Below are 21,518 nucleotides of genomic sequence, written 5' to 3'. Positions count from 1 at the left end.
CCATGTTTGACACCATCCTGATCGCCAACCGCGGAGAGATTGCCTGCCGCATCATCGCCACCGCCCGCCGTCTTGGGCTGCGCTGCGTGGCGGTTCATTCCGATGCCGATGCCGGGGCGCGCCATGTGCAGATGGCCGATGTGGCGGTGCGCATCGGCCCGGCTGCCGTGGGCGAAAGTTATCTGAAGGGCAGCGCGATCATCGACGCGGCCCTGGAGACCGGGGCGCAGGCGATCCACCCCGGCTATGGCTTCTTGTCCGAGAACCCCGATTTCGTCGATGCCGTCACCAAGGCCGGACTGGTCTTCATCGGCCCGCCCGCCGATGCGATCCGCGCCATGGGGCTGAAGGATGCGGCCAAGGCTCTGATGGAGCAGGCGGGCGTTCCTGTCGTGCCCGGCTATCACGGGGCGGGGCAGGGGGCGGATCTTTTGGCACAAGAGGCCGCGAAGATCGGCTATCCGGTGTTGATCAAGGCGCGCGCCGGGGGTGGGGGCAAGGGCATGCGCCTTGTCGAACACCCCGGGGATTTTGCCGCCGCCCTGGAGGGTGCGCAGCGCGAAGGGCAGGCCAGCTTCGGTGATCCTGCCGTCCTGATCGAACGCTATGTGACCAAGCCGCGGCACATTGAAATTCAGGTCTTCGGCGATGCCCATGGCAATGTCGTGCATCTGTTCGAGCGCGATTGTTCCCTGCAACGCCGCCACCAGAAGGTGATCGAGGAGGCCCCGGCCCCCGGCATGACTCCCGAGATGCGCAGCGCCATGGGCCAGGCGGCGGTCGAAGCGGCGCGCGCCGTGGGCTATCAAGGCGCCGGAACGGTGGAATTCATCGTCGACGGGTCGGAGGGTCTGCGCCCCGATGGCTTCTGGTTCATGGAGATGAACACGCGCCTTCAGGTCGAACACCCTGTTTCCGAGGCGATCACCGGCCTTGATTTCGTGGAACTGCAATTGCGCATCGCGGCTGGTGAGCCTCTGCCCTTCGGTCAGGACGATCTGGCGATCAAGGGCCATGCCTTCGAGGCGCGGATCTATGCCGAGGATGTGCCGAAGGGTTTTCTGCCCGCCACCGGGCGGCTTGACCATCTGTCCTATCCAATCGGCAGCGAATTCGAACGCGGCGCGGTGCGGATCGACAGTGGCGTGCGCCCGGGCGATGAGATCACACCGTTTTACGACCCGATGATCGCCAAGCTGATCGTTCACGGGCCAACCCGCGCGGCGGCGCTGCAACAGCTGGGCGCGGCACTGCGCGGGGCGCATGTGGCCGGAACGGTGACGAATGTCGATTTACTTACCGCATTGGCGCGCGATCCGGGCTTTGTTGCGGGCGATGTCGATACCGGCCTGATTGCGCGCAACATCGACGGCCTTGTTGCCTCCCCCGCGCCCGGTGCGGCGGTTCGCGGCCTCGCGGCCCTTTCGGCGCTGGGGCTGCTCGGGCGGCCCGGCGGCCCCGACCCCTGGCAGGCGCTGACCGGATGGCGCGCCTGGGGCGAAGCGGTGCATGATGCGACGCTGATCCACCTTGAAACGGCGCAAACCCACCGGGTGACGGTTCTGGGGCAGGGGGCCTTTCGCGTTGACGACACCGCTTTTGCGGTGCGGGGCGATGGCGCGGGCGGCTTCGATGTCACCATCGACGGCACAGGGCGACGCCTGCACCTCGTGCGCCACGGGGCCCGCATCACCGTGTTTGACGAGGGGCGTACCCACCGCTTCACCGTGCCTGACCCGCTGGAGGATGCGGCCGAGGCCGGGGCAGGGGGCGATGTGGTGATCGCGCCGATGCCGGGCCTGATCAAGCGGCTGATGGCCACCCCGGGCCAGGAGGTTGAGGAAGGCGCGGCGATGCTGGTGCTTGAGGCGATGAAGATGGAACACACCCTGACCGCGCCGCGCCGGGGACGGGTGGCCGAGGTTCTGGCCGCCGAGGGCGATCAGGTGGACGACGGCGCGCTTCTGCTGCGGTTCGAGGACGAGGATGGCTGAAACGGTCACGGTTTACGAGGTTGGCCCGCGCGACGGGTTGCAGAACGAAAAGGCGCAGATCGCCACCGCCGACAAGGTGAAGTTGGTCGATATGCTGTCGGACTGCGGCTTTGCGAAGATCGAGGTGACAAGTTTCGTCAGCCCCAAATGGGTGCCGCAGATGGCGGATGCCGCCGGCGTCCTGGGGGCGATCCGGCGCGCGCCGGGCGTCAGCTATGCCGCCCTCACCCCCAACCTGCGCGGTCTTCAGGGCGCGCTTGCCGCCGGGGTTGATGAGGTCGCGGTTTTCGCCTCGGCGTCCGAGGGGTTTTCGCAAGCGAATATCAACTGTTCGATCGCCGAAAGCCTTGAGCGTTTCGCGCCGGTCCTTGAGGCCGCGAAAGCCGCCGGTATAGCGGTGCGCGGCTATGTCTCTTGCGTGACCGATTGCCCCTATGACGGCCCGACGCCCCCGGCATGCGTGGCGCGGGTGGCAGGCGTGCTGCATGACATGGGCTGCGGTGAAATCTCGCTGGGGGATACCACCGGGCAGGCGAGGCCGGAAACCACCGCCGGAATGCTGGACGCGGTTCTTGACGTGCTGCCCGCCCAGGCCCTTGCCGGGCATTTCCATGACACCGGCGGGCGGGCGCTCGACAATATCGAAACCGCCCTGGCGCGGGGCCTGCGGGTTTTTGATGCGGCCATTGGCGGGCTTGGCGGTTGCCCCTATGCGCCGGGCGCGGCGGGCAACGTCGCGACCGAAGCCGTGGTGGCGCGGCTCCACGCCCTGGGGTTTGCCACCGGCATCGACGAAACCCGTCTCTCGCGGGCGGCGACATTCGCAAGGGGGCTGCGGCAGGGATGAGCGATTATCAGACACTGACAGTCGATATCGACAGGCGCGGCGTTGCCCGGGTGACACTGAACCTGCCGGAAAAGCGCAACGCCATGTCGGCGCTGATGATCGCCGAACTGACCGACCTGGCCCAGACCGTGGGCGCTGCGGATACCACGCGCGCCATGGTTTTGTCGGGGGCGGGCAAGGTGTTTTGTGCCGGTGCCGATCTGACGTGGATGCAGGCGCAGATCGAAGCCGACCGCGCCGGGCGGATGGCCGAGGCGCGCCGCCTTGCGATGATGCTGAAGGCGCTGAACGAAATGCCCACCCCCCTGATTGCCCGCCTGCACGGGGGGGCCTATGGCGGCGGTATCGGGCTGGCCTGCGTGGCCGATGTGGCGCTGGCCGAAACCGGCACGCGGTTCGCGCTGACGGAAACCCGGCTGGGGCTGATCCCTGCCACGATCGGGCCTTATGTGATTGCCCGGATGGGCGAGGGCCGGGCGCGTCGGGTCTTCATGTCGGCCCGTGTCTTTGACGCGCCTGAGGCCGAACGCCTGGGCCTGATCGCCCGCTGTCTTGACCCTGCGCAGATGGAAGACGCCATCGCCGCCGAGGTCGAGCCCTATCTGTCGGTGGCACCGGGAGCTGTGGGGGCGGCCAAGGCCTTGGCCCGCGCCCTTGGCCCGCGCATCGACGCGGCGGTGATCGACGACACCATCACCCGCCTGGCCGACACCTGGGAGGGCGAGGAAGCGGCCCACGGCATTGCCGCCTTCCTGTCGAACAGCCCGCCCCGGTGGTCGGGGAACTGATCTTGCTTTGCCCCTTGTCATTGCCCGGAGGCTGGCGTTCAACTGGCCGTGATAACTCAGAAAGGCATGGTGAGGTCGCATAATGGCGCAACATCAAAGCTATGACGTGGTGATTGTCGGTGGGGCAATCATGGGGTCTTCGGCAGCGTGGTTCCTGACACAAGAACCCGATTTCGACGGACGTGTCCTGGTGGTGGAGCGTGACCCGACCTATGAGAACTGTTCCACCAGCCACACCAACAGCTGCATCCGCCAACAGTTTTCAACCGAGATCAACGTGCGGATTTCCCAGTTCGGGGCCGACTATGTCCAGAACCTGCGCAGCCACATGGGCGGCGATCCGGATGTGCCGAACCTGAAGATCCAGAATTTCGGCTATCTCTATCTGGCCGACGATCCGGCCTTCGCCAAGGCCCTGCGCGCCAGCCACAAGGTGCAGGTGGCCGCAGGGGCCGGCACCAGATTGCTGAACCGCGATCAACTGGCCGCGGCTTTCCCCTTCTACCAGTTGGACGATATCCTGCTGGCCAGCCACAACACCGTCGACGAAGGCTATTTCGACGGCAGCACCATGTTCGATCACTGGCGCAAGGGCGCCAAGGCGAAGGGTGTCGAATTCATCGCCGACGAGGTGGTGAAGATGGACCTCTCGCAAGGCGGAACGCGGGTGACGCGCGTTCACCTGAAATCGGGCGCCACGGTCTGTTGCGGGCAGGTGGTGAACGCCACCGGCCCGCGCGCGGCCCGCACCGCGCGCATGGCCGGCATTTCCGTGCCGATCGAGCCGCGCAAGCGGTTCACCTGGGTGTTCGAGGCTGCCAGGCCCCTTGACCGCCCTCTGCCCCTGACCATCGATCCCTCGGGGGTGCATGTGCGCCAGGAAGGCACGCAGTATTACATGGCAGGGGGCCACGCCGACCACGATCCGGCGGTCGAACCCGATGATTTCGCCATGGATCACGCCATCTGGGAAGACAAGATCTGGCCGGCCCTGGCCAACCGCATTCCCCAGTTCGAGGCGATCAAGGTACGCCACGAATGGGTGGGCCATTATGCCTGGAACGTCTTCGATCAGAACGCCATCCTGGGTCCCCATCCCGAGGTGTCGAATTTCCTGTTCCTCAACGGGTTCTCGGGCCACGGGCTTCAGCAATCGCCAGCCATGGGGCGGGGCACGGCGGAAATGCTGGTGCATGGTGCCTATCGCACCCTCGATCTCAGCCCGTTCCATTACGGTCGCATTGTACGCGGCGCGCCTTTCGTGGAAAAGGCCGTCATCTGAACGCGAAAAACGAAAGGCCACGACATGAAGAAACTTGTGCTGACCGGGGCCGCCGGGCGTCTTGGGTCCTACCTGCGCGAACCGCTGTCGAAGATGTGCGACACGCTGGTCTCCACCGACATCGTCGAGGACATCGGCACGCTTTACGATGGCGAAACCTATGTAAGCGCCGACCTGGCCGATCTGGACGCCATGCTGTCGATCACCGAAGGCGCCGACATGGTGGTGCATTTCGGCGCCATTGTCGACGAAGCCCCCTTCGAACAGCTTCTCGGCCCGAACTTCATCGGCGCCTACAACATCTGGGAGGCCGCGCACCGCAACGGGCTGCGCCGTGTCGTCTATGCCAGCTCGATCCACGCGGTGGGCATGCACCCCAAGAACCAGTTCATCGGCATCGACGCCCCCCATCGCCCCGATACCTTCTACGGCCTGGCCAAGTGCTTTGCCGAGGATCTGGCCAGCATGTACTGGGACAAGCGCCAGCTTGAATCGGTCTGCATGCGCATCCTGTCCTGTGCCAACGTAGGCAACCCCCGCGCCGTGGGAAGCTGGCTGTCCTATGACGATCTGATCCAGCTGGTCACGCGGGCCATCGACACCCCCGTCACCGGATTCAGCGTGATTTATGGCGTGTCCAACAATGACCGCGCGCCGGTGGACAACTCCAAGGCCTCGTTCCTGGGATACCGCCCCAAGGACAACGCCGAGCAGTTCGCCAAGGAGGTCTTCGCCAAGGCCGGGCCGCTGGACCCGACCGATCCGGGCGACATGTGCCATGGCGGGCCCTTCGCCTCGATCGAACTGGGCAACAGCGCGCTTGGCAGCATGAACATCATCGACGACCGCAAGAAGACCTGACAGGCCCGGTCATGGACATCCTGATCACCGGAGCAACGGGCAACGTCGGGGCCGAGGTGATCGGGCAGCTTGCGGGCAGCGGCCACCGCCTGTTTGCCGGGGTGCGTGATGGCACCCCGGTTCCGGGGGCCACTCCCGTGACGGTGGATTTCGCGGCGGGGCAGGGGGCGACGGGGCGCTATGATGCCGTGTTCCTCATGCGCCCGCCGCAACTGACCGACCCCGACCTTTTCGCCGCCTTCCTTGATCCGCTGGATCGTGCCACCCGGATCGTGTTCCTGTCGGTGCAGGGCGCGGGCGAGGCGGGCTATCTGCCCCATGCGAAGATCGAAAAGCGGATCGTCGAAATGGGCTTTGACCATGTCTTCGTGCGCCCCGCCTATTTCATGGAGAACCTGCTGACCACGCTTTGGCCGGAGTTGGAGCGTGACGGGGAGATCTACCTGCCCTCGGGCGAACTGGCGCTTGATTGGGTGTCGGTGCGCGACATCGCCGCCCTCTGCGCGCTGGCGCTGACGGGCCAGGTATCGCGCCCGGTGGTGACGGTCTGTTCGGGCCGGTTTTTACGCTTTGACGAAGTTTGCGCCATCATCAACCGGATTGCCGGCACCGATCTGCGCTATGTTCCCGCCGGGCTGTTCGCCTATGTCCGTCGGTCCCGGCGCGATGGTACCGGTTGGGGCATGATCTTCGTGATGCTGCTTTTGCACTGGCTGCCGCGGTTCACCCGCAGGCCCCGTCACGATTGCAGCGATATCCCGGCGCTGTTGCACCGCCCGCCCGAGCCGATCGAGGATTTCGTCACGCGCCACCGCGCGCGCTTTGCGCGGCTGGGCCGTTAATCCAGCCCCCGCTGCGGGTCGTTCAGGGTGGGAACCTGGGTGGCCCACCCGGCGTAGTCGCCGGTGGTGGCGCGCCTGTGCAGATCGCTCAGCGCGCCGATGGGGTCGCTTGCGTGATGGTCGATGCGCAGGGTCAGGGGCGCACTGTCCGGGTGCAGAACCAGAAGAGCGGCCGAAAGCAATCCGCGGCTGTCGCTGCCTGCCCGCTCGGCCCCGCGCAGGGCGGCGATCAGCCGGGCGGCAAAGGAACCCTCCGCAGCCTTGAAGGCGCGCACCATCGCATCGATGACCTGTCGCCTGGCCAGCATGTTGCCCGCCGCCACGCCGTTTTCAAAAACCCTGCTGTTGATTTCGGGCGTGTTCTGGGTGCCGTCAAAGGCCGCACCGCCGCCGACAAGGTCAAGGGCCGAAAGCTGGCGTTCGGCGCGGCCCGCGTCGGCCCCGGTGATCCGCGCCACCGCATCGCCCGCCGTTTCGCCCTTGGCCATGCCGGTCAGAACATCCTCGCCCCAGAAGGTGGAAGGTGCCGCGCCCTGGCTGGCCGACATGCCCGCGTCAAGCCGCCCGCGCAGAACCCATCCGCCGACGCAAAGGCTTCCCGTGGCGGCGGCGCCACCGATGGCGCCGGTTTCGGGGTCTTGCGCAAGAATGGAAAAGGTCATGGGCCGCCTCTGAACATTTGTTCCGTATTTATCATGAAAAATTGACCGGCGCAAATTATCATGATAAATTGAGGGCAATAATCAGATCAGGGAGTGGACCTCATGAAGCTTTTGAATTGGACGCGGCGGGGCGTTCTGGCGGGGGCCGTTGCCCTGGCCATGCCGTTGAGCGCCAGCGCGCAGACCCCGGAAGGCGTGCTGATCGTCGGCCAGATCGCCGAGCCGAAATCGCTGGACCCGGCGGCAGTGACGGCGGTGAACGATTTCCGCATTCTTGTGAACCTTTACGAAGGCTTGGTGCGCTACAAGCCCGGCACGCTTGAGGTTGAACCGCAGTTGGCCACCGATTGGCAGATCAGCGAAGACGGCACCGAATACACCTTCACCCTGCGTGATGGCGTGACGTTTCACGATGGCACCCCATTCAACGCCGAGGCGGTGAAATTCAACTTCGACCGGATGCTGGACGAATCGCACCCCTTCCACGACACGGGGCCGTTTCCGCTCGCCTTTTTCTTCAGTGCCGTGCAGGAAACCGAGGCGGTCGATGACCTGACCGTGAAATTCACCCTGAACGAACCCTACGCGCCCTTCCTGTCGAACCTGGCCTATCCCACCGGCCTGCTGGTTTCCCCGCCCGCGGTCGAAGCCGGGGGCGCCGATTTCGGGCGCAACCCCGTGGGCACCGGCCCCTTCAAGTTCGCCGAATGGCGCAGCAACGAAGCGGTCGTCGTGGAACGCAACCCCGAGTATTGGGGCGATCCGGCGGGCACCCAGGCCGTCGTCTTCCGTCCCATCACCGATGCCAACACCCGGGTTGCCGAAATGCTGGCGGGCGGGATCGACATGATGGTCGAGGTGCCGCCAACCGCGCTGGGGCAATTCCAGGGCGATGAATTCAGGGTGGTCGAACAGGCCGGGCCCCACGTCTGGTTCCTGATCCTGAACGCCAAGGAAGGCCCCTTCGCCGACAAGCGCGTGCGCCAGGCCGCCAACTACGCGATCAACAAGGAGGCGATCGTCGACGACGTGCTGGAAGGCACCGCCGCCGTGGCCGCAGGCCCGACGCCGCCCGCCTTCGCCTGGGCCTATAACGCTGATCTCGATCCCTATCCCTACGATCCCGCCCGCGCCAGGGAGTTGTTGGCCGAAGCGGGGGCCGAGGGCGCAAGCCTGACCTTCTATGTCACCGAGGGCGGCTCCGGCATGCTTGACCCGATCGCCATGGGCACCGCGATCCAGGCCGATCTGGCCGCCGTGGGTCTGGACGTGAAGATCGAAACCTACGAATGGAACACCTTCCTTGGCGAAGTGAACCCGGGTCTGGAGGGCAAGGCCGACATGGCCGAAATGGCCTGGATGACCAACGACCCCGACACGCTGCCCTATCTTGCGCTGCGCACCGATGCCTGGCCCGACAAGGGCGGCTTCAACTCGGGTTACTATTCCAACCCCGAGGTCGATGCCCTTCTGGAAGAGGCCCGCACCGCCACCGATCAGGGCAAGCGCGCCGAACTGTACCAGAAGATGCAGAAGATCGTGCAGGAGGATGCGCCCTGGGTCTTCGTCGCCCACTGGAAACAGAACGCGGTGACAAACGACCGGGTCGAGAGTTTCAGCCTTGAACCGTCGTTCCTGCTGCAGCTTGCGGATGTCGTGAAGAACTGAAACCGGCGGGGGCGGTGCGCCGCCCCCCGACCATCCGGGGGGAACCATGGGCCGATACATTCTGAAACGCCTGCTGTCGGCCATCCCGGTCTTGCTGGGGATCACGGTGATCGTGTTCCTGATCATGGCGATGATCCCGGGCGATCCGGCCACCGCCATTCTGGGCAGCTATGCCACCCCCGAAAACGTCGCCAAGTTGAACCGAGACCTGGGCTTGGACAAGCCCCTGGTGCAGCGGTATTTCATCTGGCTTGGCAACATGTTGACCGGCGATTTCGGGCGGTCGTTTTCCCTGAACCGCCCGGCGCTGGACGAGATTGTCGAACGGTTCAGCGCCACGCTGGTTCTGGCCGGTACCAGCTTTGTCCTCTGTTCGCTTCTGGGCATTCTTGCGGGCGTGGTTTCGGCGGCGCGGCAGTATGGCCTTGCCGACAAGGCGATCACCTTCGTCGTGCTGATCGGCATCTCGGTGCCGTCGTTCTTCCTTGGCATGATGATGATCCTTCTCTTCGCGGTGAACCTGCGCTGGCTGCCGGTGTCGGGGATGTACGCGATCTATGGCGGCGGCGATCTGCCTGACCTGTTGCGCCACCTTGCCATGCCAGCCCTTGCGCTGGCCGCCGTGGCCACGGGGGTGATCGCGCGCCTGTCCCGCTCGGCCATGCTCGAAGTATTGCGCCAGGATTATATCCGCACCGCCCGCGCCAAGGGGGTGCCCGAACGCCGGGTGCTGATGGGCCATGCCCTGCGCGCGGCCATGGTCAGCATTATCCCGGTTCTGGGCATCCAGGCCGGGTTCGTGTTGTCCGGCGCCGTCTATATCGAACTGGTGTTCCAGTGGCCCGGGGTGGGGCGGATGCTGGTGGATGCGATCCTCAAGCGCGACATCATCCTGGTGCAGGGCGGCGTGGTCTTCGTGGCCGCCTGCTATGTGCTGTTCAACATCGCGGTGGACGTTGCGCAAAGCCTGCTGGACCCGAGGATCAAGACATGAGCGCCTTTCTGCGCCTTCTGTTCCGCAACCGCCTTGCCGCCCTGGGGGCCGTGGTTCTGGGGGCGATCCTTTTGCTGGTTCTGGCCATCCCGCTGTTGCCGCTGCCCGACCCGGACGTGATCGCCACCGCCGACCGGTTTCAGCCGCCCTTCAGCGAGGGGCATCTTCTGGGCACCGATCACCTGGGCCGCGATCTCCTGTCGCGGCTGCTTTACGGCACGCGGCTTTCGCTGGCCGTGGGGGTGGTTGCGGCGCTGATTGCCGCCAGCATCGGGTCGGCCATCGGGATCATCGCGGGGTACTTCGGCGGGCGGATCGACAATATCATCATGCGTGGCGTCGATATGCTGATGGCCTTTCCCTATATCCTTTTGGCGCTGGCCATCGTTGCGGCCCTTGGCCCCGGATTGCTGAACGCGCTGATCGCCGTGGCGGCGGTGAACATCCCGTTTTTTGCCAGAAACATCCGCGGCATCACCGCCGGGCTGGCGCAACGCGAATTCATCGACGCCGCGCGCCTTGCCGGGCTGGGCCATACCCGGATCATCCTGCAAGAGCTGTTCCCCAACGTCCTGCCCGTGATCGTGATCGCCATGTCCACCACCGTGGGCTGGATGATCCTTGAAACGGCGGGCCTGTCCTTCCTGGGGCTGGGCAGCCAGCCGCCCCAGGCCGATCTCGGCTCGATGCTGGGCGAGGCGCGGGCGGCGCTGATCTCGGCGCCCCATACCTCGTTCGTTCCGGGGGTTATGATCTTCCTCATCGTGATGAGCGTGAACCTTCTGGGCGACGGCATCCGCGATGCCCTTGACCCGCGCCTGAAATCCGGCGCCCTGTCGCGCCCCCTGCCGATGACGCAGGTGCGCCGCAGGGGCGACGTGCCCCCCGCCACCGACGATCTGCTGGCGATTCAGCACCTTGAGACGCAGTTCCACGTCGGCAAGCGCATCTATCGCGCGGTGAACCGGGTGTCTCTGGCGGTCAAGCCGGGCGAATGCCTGGGCGTGATCGGCGAAAGCGGGTCGGGCAAATCGGTGACGGCGCTGTCTGTCATGGGGCTTGTGTCGTCGCCCCCCGGCGTCATCACCGGCGGCGCGGTGCGGCTTGAGGGCGAGGATCTGCTGGGTGCGAAATATGAAACCCTGCGTGCCAAGCGGGGCGAGAAGGTGGCCTATATCTTCCAGGACCCGCTGGCGACGCTGCATCCGCTCTACAAGGTCGGCCACCAGTTGGCCGAGGCGATCCAGGTGCATCACAAGCCGAGCGACCGCGAGGCCCGCGCCCGCGCGCTGGACCTGCTGAAATCGGTGCGGATGCCGAATGCCGAAAGCCGGCTGGACAATTACCCGCACGAAATGTCCGGCGGGATGCGTCAGCGCGTGGGCATTGCCATGGCCCTGGCCAACGACCCCGAGGTGATCATCGCGGATGAGCCGACCACCGCGCTGGACGTGACCGTGCAGGCGCAGATACTGGCGCTGCTTGATGACCTGCGGCGCGAACGCGGTCTGGCCATCGTGTTCATCACCCATGACTTCGGCGTCGTGGCGCAGCTGTGCGACAGCGTGGCGGTGATGTATGCCGGGCGCATCGTGGAACAGGGGCCCACCGATACGGTGCTGAACGCCCCCGCCCATCCCTATACGAAACGCCTGATTGCCTGTGTGCCCGAACTGGGCGGCGGGCAGCGTGAACTGGCCGCGATTCCGGGCCTGCCGCCGGTGGTGGACAACCTGCCCGAGGGCTGCGCCTTCGCTCCGCGCTGTGACAAGGCGCGCGACGAATGCCGGCGCGGTGACATTCCGCTGGACGGGCAAGCCCCCCGCGCCGTGCGCTGCCTGTTCCCCGAGGAGCCCGTGACATGACCGCCCTTGCCGTCACCGATCTGTCGAAGACATTCCCCCTGCCGCGCCGCCTGTTCGGCCCGGCGCGCCCCGGGGTGCGGGCGGTCCGGCCCATGTCGTTCACGGTGGAAAGCGGCGAAACCCTGGGCATCGTGGGCGAATCCGGCTGCGGCAAATCCACCCTGGCGCGGATGCTGGTGGGGCTGCTCGATCCGACCACGGGCCATATCGAAATCGCCGGCAAGGCGCTGGACAATGCCGATCCGGCGGTCTTCGGGCGGTTGATCCAGTATGTCTTTCAAGACCCGATCAGCAGCCTGAACCCTCGCAAGACCATTCGCCAGATCATGGAAACGCCGCTCAAGCGGCTTTACGGGATGGAAAAGGCCGAACGCACCGCCCGCATTGCCGAAATCTTCGACAGCGTGAACCTGCGCGAGGAGTTCCTTGATCGTTATCCCCACGAATTTTCCGGTGGGCAGGCCCAGCGTATCGGCATCGCCCGCGCCCTTGCCGCCAGCCCCCGGATCATCGTTCTGGACGAACCGGTGTCGGCGCTGGACGTGTCGGTTCAGGCGCAGGTGCTGAACCTCATGGCGCGGTTGCGCGACGAATTCGACCTGACCTATCTGTTCATCAGCCACGATCTGGCCGTGGTCGAGGCGGTCAGCGACCGGGTGGTGGTTCTCTATTTCGGGGCGGTGGTGGAAATCGGCAACGCAAAGACGATTTTCAGCGCGCCCAAACATCCCTATACGAAACTTCTGGCCGACAGCGCGCCGGTGGTGGGCCGCCCCCTGACGGCACCCGAGCAGAAGGGGAGCGAGCTTCCCGATCCGCTGAACCCGCCGCCGGGCTGTGCCTTTGCGGGCCGCTGTCCCCGTGCCACCCAGATTTGCCGCGCCGAAGACCCGGCGCTGCGCCAGATGCAAGAGGATCAGTTTGCCGCCTGTCACCACCCCATCGAAAGTTGAACCCAAGCTCAGCCGCCCGGTGCAGGTGGCCGAGGCGATCAAGAGCTGGGTCGTGGAGGAAGGCCTGCGCCCGGGTGACAGGCTGCCCGGCGAGGTCGAGATGATTGCGCGGTTCTCGATGTCCAAGGGCACGATCCGCGAGGCGATGCGCATTCTGGAAGCGCAGGGCCTGATCAAGACCCGCACCGGCCCGGGCGGGGGCAGCTTCGTGCACGAGGTCAGCCGCGAAAGGGCCAAGGCGCTTCTGGGCAACTATTTCTACTTCAAGGATCTGACCATCGGCGACATCTACCAGCTGCGCCTGGCGCTGGAGCCCGAACTGGTGGCGGGGCTGGCAGGCCACCTGCCCGAAACGGTGCTGGCCGAGCTTGAGGCGAATACCGCGCAATATTCCCACCCCGCCCGCACGCTGGATGAAGAACGCCGGCAGCATGTCGCCTCGCTGCGCTTTCACGCGATCCTGGCGGCGCAATCGGACAATCCGCTTCTCAGCTTCGTGATCGATTTCATGGTGAACATGCTGTCGGACCTGACGGTGCACCGCGAACTTTACGCCCCGCCCAACGCCGAGCTTTGGGCGCGCGGGCGGGATTACCAGGTGCGGCTGGTCATGGCCCTGCGCGAGGGCGATGGCGGCGCTGCGCGGGCGATCATGAAGGCGCATATGGAAACCGCCTGGGCCCTGATGCGCGGGCAGGAGATGGAGATGCAGCGCCGCTTCATCTCGGAATAGCCGGTGCTGTCGTTGGCCGGGCAGGGGTTCAGCCCGTGGCCGACAGAACCGCCTGCGCCTCGATGGCCATCATCCGTTCCTCGTTCGCGGGAATGATTTGGACCTCGAAGGGGGCAAGGAAAGCCAGCCGCGCAAGAATGGCCTCGCGCACCGGCGCGGCATGTTCGCCGATGCCCCCCGTGAAAACGACTCCGTCCAGCCCGCCCATGGACACCGCCATCTTCGCGCTGAACTGGGCCACCCTCAGCGCGAAATGATCCAGTGCGAAACCTGCGCGCGGATCGTCTGACCCCAGCAAGGTTTCGACATCGTTGCTCAGCCCCGATAGGCCCAGCAGCCCGGAGCGGCGGTAAAGTTCGTCCTCGGTGTCCTCGATGCTCATCCCCAGCGCGCGCTGCATGTAGAGGACGGCGCCCGCGTCGATGGCGCCCGCGCGGGTGCCCATGGTCAACCCGTCCAGCGCGGTCAGGCCCATGGTGGTGTCAAGGCTTTCGCCGCCCCGCATCGCGCAGAGGCTGGCGCCATTGCCAAGATGCGCGGCCACCACCCGCCCCGCCGCAAGCTGTGGGTGATCTTCGGAAAGGACGCGGGCGATCCAGCGGTAGGACAGCCCATGAAAGCCATAGCGCCAGATGCCCTTGTCACGCAGCTCCCGGCGCAGGGCGAAGGTGCTGTGCAATTCGGGCAGGGTGGTGTGAAAGGCGGTGTCGAAACAGGCGATGTTCGCCACCTTCGGCAACAGCCGCCCGGCGGCGTCGATCGCCGCCAGGTTATGGGGCTGGTGCAGCGGGGCGAGGGGCGTCAGCGCGGCCAGCGCCTGGATGACCTGCGGGTTCACCAGGATGGGGCCGGTGAAATCGCTGCCGCCATGCACCACGCGGTGCGCCACGGCAGCGATGCGCCAGGAGTCGTCGTGCCGGTCGATGAAATCGAGGACCGATTCAAGGGCCGCCACATGATCGGCGCCCTTGGCCATGTCGCGGGTTTCGGGCGGTTTGCCGGTCAGCCCGGCGGTGAAGGTGGCGGCGCCGTCGATGCGGCTGACCTGCCCCCTGGCCAGCAGGCCCAGGTCGCCCTGCCGGAACATGCTGAACTTCAGGCTGGACGACCCGGCATTCAGAACCAGCAGCGTGTCGGTCATTTCAGATCGCCCCGCGCCCGCGCCCCGGCCACCAGGACCGCCAGCGCACAGGACAGAAGCCGCGCGCGCCGGTTGTCGGCGCGGCTGGTCAGCATGATCGGCACCCGCGCGCCCATGACGATGCCCGCCGAATCCGCGCCGCCCATGAAGATCAGCTGTTTCGCCAGCATGTTGCCCGCCTCGATATCGGGCACCAGAAGGATGTCGGCCTCACCCGCCACGGGCGAAACGATGCCCTTCTGCCGTGCGGCGGCGGCGCTGATGGCGTTGTCGAAGGCCAGCGGGCCGTCGATGATGGCGCCGGTGATCTGGCCCCGGTCCCCCATCTTGCACAGGGCGGCGGCGTCCAGCGTCGGCTGCATGCGCGGGTTCACCGTTTCGACCGCCGCCAGGATCGCGGCCTTCGGAGTTTGGTCGAAGCCGAAGACGACCTTCCAGAGGTTGATGGCGTTTTGCAGGATGTCGGCCTTGATCGCCAGATCGGGCATGATGTTGACGGCGGCATCGGTGATGATGAAGGGCTTGGGATAGTCCTCGATGCTCATCAGGAAGGCGTGCGAGATGCGCTTTTCCGTGCGCAGCCCGGCATCGCTCCGCACCACCGCACCCAGCAGTTCGTCGGTATGGATCGCGCCCTTCATGATGGCCGCAACCCGGCCCGCCGCCGCCATCTGGGCGGCCTTCCGGGCCGCCTCGTGGCTGTGTTCGGCTTCGACGATCTCGAAGGCGGCGATGTCGATGCCCGCCTCGGCGGCGGCAGATTCGATCCGGGCGCGCGGCCCGATCAGCACCGGCAGGATCAGGTTTTCGGTGACGGCATCGACAACCGCGCCCAGGACATTGGCCTTGACCGGATGCACCACCGCCGTCTTCAGCGGCGGCAGGGGGGCGCAGAGATCGAGGATTTGCTGGTAATGATCGGTCAAATGCTGTCCTCCGGTGGCATGCATGGCCCATGGGTGCACGAATGGGCCATGCTTGGCAATCGGCAGACGGGCCGGGGCGCGCGCACCCTAGAGGGCGAAATCCTTGCGGATGGTCGCGCTGTGTTCCCCGATCCGGGGGGCGGCGGTGCGGATGCCCGACCGCTGGCCGCTGATGCGCAGGGGCGACTTGGTGGTTTCGATGCTCACATCGTCTTCGCGGGTGACGGTCTGAAGCATGTCCAGCGCCTTGAAGCCTTCGCTGTCCAGAAGCTGTGGCCAGTCCAGCACTTCGGCGCACCAGATGTCGGCCGGCTCCAGCAGGGCGCGCCAGTTGGCTACCGTGTCGGTGGCAAGATGGGCGGCGAGGATCGCCTTGATTTCGTCACGCTTGGTGAACCAGCTGGCGGAATCGTCGCGGAAGGGTTCCAGCGTCTCAAGCCCGAGCAGATCGGCCAGCTTGCCGATGGGGGTCATGGCGATGGCGATGAACCCGTCGGCGGTGGGATAGACGCCATAGGGGGCCGAAAGATAGGCATGGGCGCTGCGCAGGTCCGAGCGGCGGGGCGGGCGGCGCCCGTCGTTCAGGTGGGTGGTCAGAACCTCGAACTGCAGATCGACCAGCGCTTCGAGAAGCGAGGTTTCCACATGTTCGCCCTCGCCGGTCACACCGCGCCCGACCAGCGCCGCCAGCAGGCCCTGGCACAGGGCCGCCCCGGCCAGCATGTCGGCCACCGCCAGCCCGAAGGGGACCGGGCCGTGGCTTTCGTCGCCGTTCAGCCACATCACCCCCGAACGCGCCTGGGCCAGAAGATCCTGACCGGGGCGCTTCACCCAGGGGCCTTCGGTGCCGTAACCGGTGATCGAGCCATAGACGAGGCGCGGATTGATCTGGCGCACCTCCTCATAGCTCAGCCCCAGGCGCTGGATCACGCCGGGGCGGAAATTCTGGATCATCACGTCGGCCTGGCCCAGCAGCTTGCGCAGGATCGCCATGTCGTCGGGGTTCTTCAGGTCGATGGCCAAGCTTTCCTTGCCGCGATTGATGGCGTGAAAGATCGTGCTGTCGCCGCCGATCTCGGTGTCCGACAGGTACAGCCGGCGGGCCAGGTCGCCGCCATCGGGGCGTTCGACCTTGATCACCCGCGCGCCCAGGTCCAGCAGGCGCAGCGAACAATAGGGGCCCGAAAGAAACTGGCTCATGTCCACGACGGTGATGCCGTTCAGGGGCAGGCGGCGTTCATTTGCCATTTGTGTCAGCCTCGGTCTTGCCGGCGAAATCGGCAGGGTTGTTGTATTTCACGGTTTGCAGGTGTTCGCAGTAGAGCACAAGTTCGCCTTCGTTCTTGTAGACCTCGTAAGAGGCGCGGATCAGGCCCATTTCCTTGTACTTGGGCCGTTTCTCCATGTTGGTGCGGATGGTGTAGATCGTATCGCCGATGAAGGTCGGCTTGATGAAGCGCATCTTGTCATAGCCATAGGAGAAGGCGTTGATGCAGTTCGTCGCGACAAGCCCCAGACCGGCGGAAAAGACGAAGGCGCCCGCCACCAGCCGGCGGTCGAACACGCCTTCGGTTTCGGCGAAGATGGCATCCTGCACATAGGGGTGAATGTCGGTCACCAGCATGTTGAACTGGTGGCTTTCGCCCTCGCTGATGGTGCGGCGCAGCGACCGGATCTTCTGACCGACGGGCCAATCCTCGTAAAACCAGTTCTCGGCGTTCCAGACCGGGATCTCGGCGTGGTCGCTGGGCATGGATTTCGGGTGGGTGGACGAAACTCCAACGGTGGGGGCGAAATCGGTCATGGCGTCTCCTCACGGCACGATGCAATTTGAAGAATTGTTTCACCAGTGAAGGATGTTGTCAATCGACGTGTTTTCAGGGCAGGTTTGAATTCTCACCGGCCTTGCCCTTTTAAATGCGGCGATGTTCCGGGCCGCCATCAGGTCGGGTCGCTTCGGCCTTGATGGATGTTCGGAAATGGATCGGCCATGAATATTCTTACTTGAGTGAGCTATTTGTATATGCATCAATCCGGCCAACCCATCACAAGGAGACGGGACATGAGTGACGCCTTGCTGCTGATCGCGGGATGCCTGAACCGCGACGCCCCCTATCTGCAGGGCGCAAGGGGCCGGGGAATCGCCGTTTTCGCCTTCGATGATGCCACGGGGCAGGGTGAATTGCTGTCGGAAACCGACGATATCGACAACCCGACCTATCTTGGCCTTTCGGCGGACGGCGACAGCCTCTTCGCCACGAGCGAGGTATTCAACCGCAGGGAAAGTACCGTTTCGGCCTATGGCCTGGACCGCACCAGCGGCCGGCTGACCTATCGCAACATGCAGCCGACCCTCGGCAGCATTGCGGCCCACACCACGGTTGCGGCGGATGGGCGGCATCTTCTGGTGGCCAATTACGCCATGGGCGAAGGCGGGCCCGACAAATCGGTGGCCGTCTTGCCCGTTCTTGCGGATGGCACCCTTGGCACGGCCGTGGCCAGCGTTGCCCATACCGGCAGGGGGCCGAATGCCCAGCGTCAGGAACGCCCCCATGCCCATTGCGTGAAACAGGCGGGCGATGTGGTGCTGGTGGCCGACCTCGGTATCGACCGGGTGCTGGCCTATCGGCTGGCGCGGGATGGCGGGCTGACGCGCCTTGGTGAAACCCCTGTCGCCGCCGGTGCGGGGCCGCGCCATGTGACCGCCAGCCCGGATGGCGCGCTTGTCTTCGTGGTGAACGAGCTGAACTCCACGGTGCAGTCCTTCCGACACGACGGTGCGGGCGGGCTGACCATGGTATCGACCTGTCCGGCCCTGCCCGAGGGCTGGCGCGACAGCTATTGTGCGGCGATCCATCTGTCACCGGACCTTCGGCATCTATACGTGTCCAACCGCGGGCATGATTCACTGGCCATCTTTGCCGTCGACCCCGCGACCGGGGGGCTGACCGCGCGGGGCCATGTGGCAAGCGGCGGCGCGACGCCGCGGTCCTTCGCCATCACGCCCTCGGGGCGGCATGTGCTGGTGGCCAATCAGAACAGCGACGAGATTGTCGTCTTTCGCCGGGATGGCGAAAGCGGCGCATTGCAGCAAACCGGCGGGCGACTGAAGGTCGGCACGCCCATGATCGTGGAGGTGATCACAAGATGACGAAACTGAAAGGCATGACCTGGAGCCACCCGCGCGGATACGACCCCATGGTCGCCTGCAGCGCCGACTGGGCCGCCCGGGGCGGGGCCGAGATCGAATGGGACAAGCGTTCGCTTCAGGGGTTCGAGAGTTTCCCGGTTGAGCAATTGGCGCGCGAATACGATCTTATCGTGATCGACCATCCCCATGTGGGGCAGTGTTTTGCCGAAGGTTGCCTTCTGGCCCTGCCCGAGGCGCCCGAAATCACCGGCTCAAGCGTGGGGCAGTCGGTGGACAGCTATCGCTGGCAGGGCGAACGCTGGGCCTGGCCGATCGACGCCGCCGCGCAGGTGCAGGCGATCCGCCCCGACCTGGCCGATGGTCCGGCGCGCGATTGGGCCGCGGTGATGGAGCTGGCGCAGCAGGGCAAGGTTCTGATCCCGCTGCGTGATCCCCATGCCCTGATGGCGTTCTTCACCCTCGTGGCCAACGATGGCCATCCCTGCCGCGCCGACGGGCCGGGCGCCTTTGTCGACCGGGCGGCGGGGCGGCGGGCCTTGCAGCGGTTGCGCGATCTGGCCGCGCTGGTCGATCAGGACGCCTACGAGATGGACCCGATCGCCGTGCTTGAAAGGATGTCGGAAACCGAAATCGCCTGTGCGCCGCTGATCTATGGTTACATCAACTATTCCCTGCCGGGGTTCCGGGCCAATCCGGTGACCTTCCATGACATTCCGTCGGTCGCGCCGGGTGGCGGGGTGGCCGGGTCTGCGCTTGGCGGTACGGGCATCGCGGTTTCGGCGTTTTCCAGGAACCCCGAGGCGGCGCTGGCCTTTGCCCGCTATGTTGCCGGCCCCGAGGTTCAGGCCGCGCGCTTTGTCTCATCGGGGGGGCAGGCCGGGCACCGGGCCGCCTGGACCGACGACAGCGTCGATCGGGCGGCGGGCCATTTCTATTCCGGCACGCTGGCCACGTTGGACGGGGCCTGGATGCGGCCCCGCCATGACGGTTACATGGGCTTTCAGGGGCCGGCATCGGCGCGGGTGTCGCAGGCGCTGCGCGATGGCGATCTTGACGGTGCCCTGGACGATCTGCAGCGCCTGTTCGACGAGTCGTTCAGGAGCTGAGCGGCGCCAGCCCCCAGATGCGCGCGGCGTTTCCATCGTGCAGCGCCGCGCGTTCATCGGCGCTGCATCCGGCAAAGATCGCGCGGCTGGCCCCGACCCAGGTCGACAGGCCGCCGCCCAGGGTGCAGACCGGCCAGTCGCCGCCCCAGACCAGCCGGTCGAAGCCAAAGCTTTCGGCGACGTGACCGGCCCAGCGGCCCAGGGTGGCGGCGGTCCAGTCGGGGGCGGCATAGGCGCAGATGCCGCTGATCTTGGCGGCGACGATATTGGGCCGTTTCGCCAGTTCGGTGATGTTGCGCGCCCAGTCGTCCCAGGCGTCGCCGGCGATGTCGGGCACGCCGCAATGATCCAGGATGAACCGGGTTTCGGGCGCGGAATCCACCAGTTCCATGGTCAGCGGCAACTGGTGCGCGGCCATGCAGATGTCGAAGGTCAGGTCGGTCTGGCCAAGGCTGCGAACGTTCTTGCGGAAGGTTTCGCCCTGCGACACGTCGTCGGGCACAACGTGCAGCACCCGGCGGAACCCCAGGATCCGGTCGTGGCCGACGGCCCGTTCCCGCTCGGCCGCGAAACCGTCGGATTCGGGGCGGCAGGCGGCGATGATGCCTTCGATCATCGAACCGGGCTGATCGGCCAGGTCGTTGATGTGGTCGATCTCGTCGCCGATCCGGTCGCCCGCAACATCCACCTCCATGAACAGCGCCCGGCCGATGCCGACCTTGCGCGCCTCGGTGGCATAGTCGTCCTGCGTCCAGTCGCGGTTCAGGGCCGGGGCATCGCCCAGCCACGGATAATCGATCTTGGCGCGGTTGACGATGTGCAGGTGCGTGTCGGTGATCAGCTCGGGGGTCATGGTCTGGGCCTCGTGGTCTGGGAAAGATCCTGGGGGGTTGCGTCGGGCTTGGCCCGCTGGGCGCCGATGCCCTCGGAGAGGCGGGTGGCGATTTCGGTCAGGAAATGCGTCGCATCCGAAGGGTCGGGGGCGTTGGGGGCGTTGACGTGGGTGATGAAGGGAATCGTCAGCGCGGCAAGGGCGCTGCCGTCGGTCGACAGGACCGGCGCCGACAGGTTGAACACGCCCGCGGTCTGCACGCTGCTCATGCTTTCGTAGCCCTGTTCGCGAATCCGGTGCAGCCGGCGTTCAAGGTCGGGCGGAATCGTGTCGGGTTCGTGTGCGGTGCGGTTGGCATCCAGCATCGAGGCCCGCTGTTCGGGCGAGGCGAAGGCCAGCATGACATGGCCCGACCCGGTGTCGAACAGCCCGATCTGCGATCCGATACGGATGCTGTAGCCCCAGTAGGTCGGCGCTTCCTGCTGGGCCACCACCACGGCACGGCCCCGGTCGAAAACGACCATGTGATTCGCCTGTTCGGTCTTCTTGGCCAATTCGCGCATCAGTGGCGTGGCAAAGCTGACCAGGCGGCGGATGGGCGCGTGCAGCTGCGCGAGCCCGAAAAGCTTCAGCGTCAGGGCAAAGCGTTCGCCATCCACCCGCGCGACATAGCCGCGCCGCTGAAGCCGGTCGAGCATGCGGTAGAATTCGTTCGGGCTGCGCCCCAGTTGCTTGGCGATCTCGGCCTGGGTCAGCCCGTGTTCAACCCCGGCCAGCAGCTCCAGAATGTCCAGCCCCTTGTCCAGGGCGGGCGCACGATATCGGTCGGTGTCACTCACTAGCGTTCTCCGTGAAGCTAGGCATTCATATATG

At 65.8% G+C, this 21,518-nt stretch carries 20 protein-coding genes; 13 read left to right on the top strand and 7 right to left on the bottom strand.

From position 1 onward, the window contains the following. Positions 1–2 precede the first annotated feature (2 nt). The 6 genes from H7828_RS13005 to H7828_RS12980 all read left to right on the top strand — a co-directional run bounded on the left by H7828_RS13005 (position 3) and on the right by H7828_RS12980 (position 6,614). Entirely contained in the window at positions 3–1,994 is a 1,992-nt protein-coding gene (locus H7828_RS13005; protein ID WP_226781478.1) for an acetyl/propionyl/methylcrotonyl-CoA carboxylase subunit alpha, read from the top strand. Continuing rightward, positions 1,987–2,841, top strand: a complete 855-nt coding sequence (locus H7828_RS13000; RefSeq protein WP_226781477.1) for a hydroxymethylglutaryl-CoA lyase — start codon at positions 1,987–1,989, stop codon at positions 2,839–2,841. The genes H7828_RS13005 and H7828_RS13000 overlap by 8 nt, the downstream gene beginning before the upstream one ends. Next, the gene (locus tag H7828_RS12995) at positions 2,838–3,629 is read left to right on the top strand and encodes a crotonase/enoyl-CoA hydratase family protein (protein WP_226781476.1); all 792 of its coding nucleotides are present in this window, start codon (positions 2,838–2,840) and stop codon (positions 3,627–3,629) included. Before H7828_RS13000 ends, H7828_RS12995 begins: the two co-directional genes overlap by 4 nt. A gap of 82 nt (positions 3,630–3,711) precedes the next feature. After that, entirely contained in the window at positions 3,712–4,911 is a 1,200-nt protein-coding gene (locus H7828_RS12990; RefSeq protein ID WP_226781475.1) for an NAD(P)/FAD-dependent oxidoreductase, read from the top strand. Between the two features lie 24 nt (positions 4,912–4,935). Then, complete coding sequence (locus H7828_RS12985; protein WP_226781474.1) at positions 4,936–5,772, top strand: NAD-dependent epimerase/dehydratase family protein; 837 nt, start codon at positions 4,936–4,938, stop codon at positions 5,770–5,772. 11 nt (positions 5,773–5,783) lie between these two features. Beyond that, on the top strand, positions 5,784–6,614 hold the full coding sequence (locus tag H7828_RS12980) for a Rossmann-fold NAD(P)-binding domain-containing protein (protein ID WP_226781473.1): 831 nt from the start codon (positions 5,784–5,786) through the stop codon (positions 6,612–6,614). Here the strand turns inward: H7828_RS12980 and H7828_RS12975 are convergent. Further along, positions 6,611–7,276 (bottom strand): DUF1028 domain-containing protein, encoded by a 666-nt coding sequence (locus H7828_RS12975; protein ID WP_226781472.1) that lies wholly within the window; start codon positions 7,274–7,276, stop codon positions 6,611–6,613. The genes H7828_RS12980 and H7828_RS12975 overlap by 4 nt on opposite strands. Before the next feature lie 102 nt (positions 7,277–7,378). Here H7828_RS12975 and H7828_RS12970 point away from each other — a divergent pair, with 102 nt between their 5' ends. From H7828_RS12970 to H7828_RS12950, 5 genes are read left to right on the top strand one after another with little or no spacing between them, the layout of a single operon-like run. Then, positions 7,379–8,944, top strand: coding sequence for an ABC transporter substrate-binding protein (locus H7828_RS12970; protein WP_226781471.1), 1,566 nt, complete (start codon positions 7,379–7,381; stop codon positions 8,942–8,944). A 46-nt stretch (positions 8,945–8,990) separates the two neighbouring features. Continuing rightward, positions 8,991–9,938 (top strand): ABC transporter permease, encoded by a 948-nt coding sequence (locus H7828_RS12965; RefSeq protein ID WP_226781470.1) that lies wholly within the window; start codon positions 8,991–8,993, stop codon positions 9,936–9,938. Further along, the gene (locus H7828_RS12960; RefSeq protein WP_226781469.1) at positions 9,935–11,803 is read left to right on the top strand and encodes a dipeptide/oligopeptide/nickel ABC transporter permease/ATP-binding protein; all 1,869 of its coding nucleotides are present in this window, start codon (positions 9,935–9,937) and stop codon (positions 11,801–11,803) included. Before H7828_RS12965 ends, H7828_RS12960 begins: the two co-directional genes overlap by 4 nt. Then, positions 11,800–12,756: an ABC transporter ATP-binding protein gene (locus H7828_RS12955; RefSeq protein ID WP_226781468.1), complete on the top strand. Its 957-nt coding sequence runs from the start codon at positions 11,800–11,802 to the stop codon at positions 12,754–12,756. Before H7828_RS12960 ends, H7828_RS12955 begins: the two co-directional genes overlap by 4 nt. Beyond that, on the top strand, positions 12,725–13,489 hold the full coding sequence (locus H7828_RS12950) for a FadR/GntR family transcriptional regulator (RefSeq protein WP_226781467.1): 765 nt from the start codon (positions 12,725–12,727) through the stop codon (positions 13,487–13,489). The genes H7828_RS12955 and H7828_RS12950 overlap by 32 nt, the downstream gene beginning before the upstream one ends. Before the next feature lie 28 nt (positions 13,490–13,517). Here the strand turns inward: H7828_RS12950 and H7828_RS12945 are convergent, their stop codons facing one another. The 4 genes from H7828_RS12945 to H7828_RS12930 form a co-directional block, all read right to left on the bottom strand. After that, positions 13,518–14,630 carry an acetate/propionate family kinase gene (locus tag H7828_RS12945; RefSeq protein WP_226781466.1) on the bottom strand — a complete coding sequence of 371 codons (1,113 nt, stop codon included), beginning with the start codon at positions 14,628–14,630 and terminating at the stop codon, positions 13,518–13,520. Next, a complete protein-coding gene (locus H7828_RS12940) occupies positions 14,627–15,556 on the bottom strand; it encodes a bifunctional enoyl-CoA hydratase/phosphate acetyltransferase (protein ID WP_245398702.1) in 930 nt (309 codons plus the stop codon). Before H7828_RS12940 ends, H7828_RS12945 begins: the two co-directional genes overlap by 4 nt. A gap of 87 nt (positions 15,557–15,643) precedes the next feature. Then, the gene (locus H7828_RS12935) at positions 15,644–16,804 is read right to left on the bottom strand and encodes a CaiB/BaiF CoA transferase family protein (protein ID WP_226781464.1); all 1,161 of its coding nucleotides are present in this window, start codon (positions 16,802–16,804) and stop codon (positions 15,644–15,646) included. Continuing rightward, positions 16,794–17,360, bottom strand: a complete 567-nt coding sequence (locus H7828_RS12930) for a MaoC family dehydratase (protein ID WP_226781463.1) — start codon at positions 17,358–17,360, stop codon at positions 16,794–16,796. Before H7828_RS12930 ends, H7828_RS12935 begins: the two co-directional genes overlap by 11 nt. Before the next feature lie 258 nt (positions 17,361–17,618). Between H7828_RS12930 and H7828_RS12925 the strand changes: the two genes are divergently transcribed. Both H7828_RS12925 and H7828_RS12920 read left to right on the top strand, forming a co-directional pair. After that, entirely contained in the window at positions 17,619–18,707 is a 1,089-nt protein-coding gene (locus H7828_RS12925) for a lactonase family protein (protein ID WP_226781462.1), read from the top strand. Further along, complete coding sequence (locus H7828_RS12920) at positions 18,704–19,813, top strand: ABC transporter substrate-binding protein (protein WP_226781461.1); 1,110 nt, start codon at positions 18,704–18,706, stop codon at positions 19,811–19,813. Before H7828_RS12925 ends, H7828_RS12920 begins: the two co-directional genes overlap by 4 nt. On the opposite strand, the gene H7828_RS12915 is transcribed toward H7828_RS12920, so the two are convergent. After that, positions 19,803–20,666 (bottom strand): amidohydrolase family protein, encoded by an 864-nt coding sequence (locus tag H7828_RS12915; RefSeq protein ID WP_226781460.1) that lies wholly within the window; start codon positions 20,664–20,666, stop codon positions 19,803–19,805. The two genes, H7828_RS12920 and H7828_RS12915, sit on opposite strands and share 11 nt — an antisense overlap. Further along, positions 20,663–21,484: an IclR family transcriptional regulator gene (locus H7828_RS12910; RefSeq protein WP_226781459.1), complete on the bottom strand. Its 822-nt coding sequence runs from the start codon at positions 21,482–21,484 to the stop codon at positions 20,663–20,665. Before H7828_RS12910 ends, H7828_RS12915 begins: the two co-directional genes overlap by 4 nt. Positions 21,485–21,518 lie beyond the last annotated feature (34 nt).

The sequence above is a fragment of the Oceaniglobus trochenteri genome (assembly GCF_020529025.1).
GTDB classification, from domain to species: domain Bacteria; phylum Pseudomonadota; class Alphaproteobacteria; order Rhodobacterales; family Rhodobacteraceae; genus Oceaniglobus; species Oceaniglobus trochenteri.
Note: the sequence above shows the minus strand (reverse complement) of the source record. Positions and strands in the feature narration are given on the sequence as shown.